2 protein-coding genes are annotated in these 4,816 nt (G+C 46.6%); both read left to right on the plus strand.

Going from position 1 to position 4,816, the window contains the following annotated elements; translation table 11 throughout:
* The coding region (locus QUB12_RS02575) for a CHAT domain-containing protein (RefSeq protein WP_445300650.1) at window positions 1-1,535 on the plus strand (1,535 nt) is incomplete at its 5' end.
* Between the two features lie 419 nt (window positions 1,536-1,954).
* Window positions 1,955-4,816: DUF4347 domain-containing protein (locus QUB12_RS02580; RefSeq protein WP_333301101.1), on the plus strand; the 2,862-nt coding region annotated here is incomplete at its 3' end.

Genomic DNA, 4,816 nt, shown 5'->3' on the forward strand with positions numbered 1-4,816 from the left:
CTCCAATATCAGAACAAACACCATCTCCAATATCAGAACAAACACCATCTCCAACACCACCACCAACACCATCTCCAATATCAGAACAAACACCATCTCCAACACCACCACCAACACCATCTCCAATATCAGAACAAACGACATTACCGGATATTTCAATTACCAATGCGATCGCTCAATCTGGCAATTTGAATATCATTAATAGAATTGAATCTCTTTTTAACTACAGATCCGATTGGGTAAGCGAAATTGTCCAAACGGCATCGCCTCTAAATATAGTTAGCCGCAGCGATATCACACGGCTAATCGATAGAGGCGATATCCCACAAGCCATTTTCTTTATCGATATCTTCTACAGTGAACAAGTGGGCTCATACATTAATCAGGAAATCAGGCGCGATTTGCAATCTTTTACGGCCATACAGAAAAGAACTAGAATCATCGCCAGCCAAACTGGTAAAAAACCAGCCATTATCTACGCCTTCTCCCGCCCTGAACAATTAGACCTGATCGTAGTCCCCCCTAGCGGCATCCCTATTCATAAAGCCATCCCCGCCGCCCGACGCGAAACTTTGATGCAAGTCGCAGCCAATTTCAGCTCTGAACTCACTACTTCCAGAAACATCAATACTGAGAGCTATTTGCCAGCATCCCAACAACTTTACCAGTGGATAATTGCGCCCTTGGAAGCTGATTTGAAAGCTCAGGGCATCGATACGCTAGTTTTTAGTATGGATGCAGGGTTGCGATTGCTCCCCTTAGCCGCCCTCCATGACGGTTCTCAATTTCTAGTAGAAAAGTACAGCATCGGACTCATTCCCAGCGTCAACTTAACCGATACTAGCTATGCAAGTGTTAAAAATGCTGAAGTTTTAGCAATGGGAGCCTCACAATTTACTAATAACCCACCCTTGCCAGCAGTGCCTGCAGAACTTAACGCTATTGCCTCCGAATGGAAAGGCGAATCCTTCCTCAACCAAACCTTTACTCTCAACAATCTTAGGTCACAGCGCAAAGACAGACCCTATGGGATTATTCACCTCGCCACTCACGGATACTTTAACCCAGGATCACCGAGCAATTCTTACATTCAGTTATCAGATAGCAGGTTAACACTCGATCGCGTGCGGCAACTAGGGTGGAATCAGCCACCTAAAGTTGAGCTATTGGTGTTGAGCGCTTGCCAAACTGCTGTGGGTGATGATGACACCGAATTAGGTTTTGCGGGGTTAGCTGTGCAAGCGGGGGTGAAGTCAGTTTTGGCGAGTCTTTGGTATGTCAGCGATGAAGGTACTTTAGGGTTAATGGCTGAATTTTACCATCAGTTAAAGGTCGCGCCGATTAAAGCCGAAGCCTTACGGCAAGCTCAAATCGCCATGATCAAAGGTCAAGTTCGCATTGAAAATGGTCGTTTAATTTTGTCAAACTTAAATAAGGAGTTAGAATTACCGCCAGAATTAGCTCAACTGACTAATGAAAATCTCTCCCATCCTTACTATTGGTCTGCCTTCACGATGATTGGGAGTCCTTGGTAATGTCATTGCGAGGAACAAAGCAATCGTAAGGACTTTAGGCGTAGCTCGCAATCAGATGCTAGTTGATGAAGTGTAGGGACAAAGGCAATGCCCATTGGTGTCAACTTAAGCCTGAAACCCTTGAAAAATATCGCTTTTACCATAGTTCAGATCCCCCTAAATCCCCCTTAAGAAGGGGAGTAGGGGTTGACTTTGAGAAGACTCCTGTCCCCCCTTCTTAAGGGGGGCTAGGGGGGATCTGGCCCTAATCGTCAAACAACAGTCTCTGACTGGGTTTGAGCTTAAGTTGACACTAATGGGCTTTTGGAGTGTCCCTACGGGGATAAAACGATAGGCGGTGCTACTTCATGAAGGTAGAATTTGCTGTAAGTTATATTTTAGTGAAATCTATAAAGTTTAACAATTAAAGAGGTTGCATAATGATACAGCAAAAATTTGTTTCAATTCTAGTTTTTATTGACTCAAATGTTGAAAATTACCAGAGTTTAATTAGCGGCATTTCCCCAAATGCTGAGGTAATTATCCTAGATGAAACGCGGGATGGCATTGAGCAAATTACCGAAAGGCTAGCAATTGAACAAAATATAGAAGCAATCCACATCATCTCTCACGGTAGTCCAGGTGCAGTACATCTCGGTGTAAATACACTCAACAGCAGCAACATAGAAAGCTTCGGCCCTCAACTCAAACAGTGGCGCAAAGCATTAATTCCCGGTGCCGATATTCTCCTCTACGGGTGTAATGTCGCGGCTGTTAATCAGCCCCGGCGAATAGAATTCGCGGCTATACAAACAAAGTCCGGATGGTGCGCGGACTATGGAATTTCAACCCGCGCAGGCGGGTTTAGTTTGTGTAGTAGCGGTTTTAACCGCCCAGTTGAAAGTGCTACAAAGCCCACAAAACCTAACCAATTCCTCCAACGCCTGAGTGAGTTAACTGGCGCGTCGGTTGCAGCTTCCAAAAAGCTGACGGGAAGTGCTGCAAAAGGCGGCGACTGGGAATTAGAAGTGAGAACCGGAGAAATTAAAACACCGCTAGTATTTGAACCCGAAGTATTAGCCGCTTACGAGTATGTTCTCTCAACTTTCGGCGCTGCAACCAACTTTGGCGTGGGGACAAATCCCTACGGTATTAATATAGGGGATTTCAACGCTGATACCTTCCCCGACTTGGTAGTGACAAACCAGAATGACGACAACATTTCCATTTTGTTAGGGAATGGCACAGGGGGTTTTGGCACGGCTACCAACTTTGCCGTAGGTTCAAGTCCGGTTTACGTCACATCGGGACTGTTTAACAATGATAATTTCCCCGACTTAGCAGTAGCAAATGGTAGTAATAGTAATATCTCTATTCTGTTAGGAAATGGCACGGGAGGCTTCGGGGCAGCTAGCAATTTTAGTGTAGGTAACACTCCATTTTCAATAGGTGTCGGGAACTTTAACGCCGACACTTTCCTCGATTTAGCAGTGGTAAATGCTGACCCTCAAGGTACTGGTAGCGTCTCAATTTTGTTGGGAACGGGTACAGGAAGCTTTGCGGCTGCCACTAATCTCAATGTTGGTGCGATTCCGGCTGCGGTTGTTGTAGGCAACTTTAACGCTGACAGTTTCCCCGACTTAGCCGTTGCCAACAGCCTCTCTAATAATGTCTCAATTCTGTTAGGAAATGGTACGGGCGGATTTGGTGCAGCTACTAATTTTGGCGCTGGGCAAAATCCAAATTCGATAGCCACTGGGGACTTTAACGGAGACACTTACCTCGACTTGGCCACAGCTAACAACGGATCTAACAATGTTTCAATTCTCTTGGGAAATGGCACGGGCAGCTTTGGTGCAGTCACTAATTTTAGCGCCGGGACAGGGCTGCAAGGCATTGTTGCGAATGACTTTAGCAGAGATGGCCAACTTGACTTAGCAGTAGGAGGCACCGGCGGCGCTGCAATTTTAGTAGGCAACGGCAATGGCGGTTTTAGTTCACCCATTAACTTTGCTGCGGGGACAGATCCAACTTCCATTATTAGCGGCAACTTTAATGCTGACACTCTCCCGGATTTGGCATTAGCGAACAACGGTTCAGACAACGTTTCTGTGCTGCTAAATACACCCAATACAGTTAATTTCGGGGCTGCCACTTACAGCGGTACAGAAGGAACAACAGACACAGTAGTTAATATTCCCGTTACCCTCAGCGGCGGCACTCCTTTTGCTGATGTAACTGTGCCAATTGCGATCGACCCCAGCAGCACAGCCACCGAAAATTCCGACTACGCCTTTTCGCCTACCTCGATTACATTCCCCGCAGGTGCAACAGGTGCCGCACTCACCCAAAATGTTGCAGTTACTATCAAACCTGACAACATAGCTGAAAACGCCGAAACCGCAATTCTCAACTTTGGCACAATTACTGGTGGGGTTGCAGGTACAACGGCTCAAACCACACTAACTATTGCTGCTAACGGTACTGTTTCTTATGCCGTCGCCGCTGGTACTGCCAGCATTCCTGAAGGTAATAGCGGCACAACTCCTCTAACTTTTACGGTGACTCGTAGCGGCGGTGCTGGTGTAGCGAGTAGCGTCAATTATGCGATCGCGGGAACTGCTACCAACGTCAGCGATTACAACAATATCGGTGGCACTTCTGGGGCAACGGGTACGACTGGCACGATCAATTTCGCCACTGGTGAGACATCCAAAACGATTACTCTCGATGTATTAGGCGACAGTGCGATCGAACCTGACGAAACTGTTACCCTCACCTTGTCTAATCCTGTCGCACCAGGTTCAACTCCTACTATTACCGCTGATGCGGCCGCAACAACTGTCACTAATGATGACACCGCAGGTTTCACCCTTAACACTACCACCACGACTGCGACTGAAGGCGGTGCAACTGGAAGTTACAGTGTTAAGTTAAATACTCAGCCGACTGCACCTGTTACGATTAGCTTTGATACAGGCAGTCAAATTAATCCGATTTCGTCGATAAATTTTGACAGCACTAATTGGAATGTTGCTCAAACTGTTGCGGTTGTTGCTGTTGACGATAATTTAGTTGAAGGAAATCATACAGGTGCGATCGCGCCTACTTCTACCAGTAGCGATGTTAATTATAACGGCATCACAATTTCGACTGTTAGCGTCGCTATTACTGATAACGACACTGCGCCAACTCCGACCCCAACGCCAACTCCGACTCCGACAACAACTCCGACTCCGACAACAACTCCGACTCCGACAACAACTCCGACTCCGACAACAACTCCGACTCCGACAACAACT

The sequence above is a fragment of the Microcoleus sp. B7-D4 genome, assembly GCF_036705125.1.
Lineage (GTDB): Bacteria > Cyanobacteriota > Cyanobacteriia > Cyanobacteriales > Microcoleaceae > Microcoleus.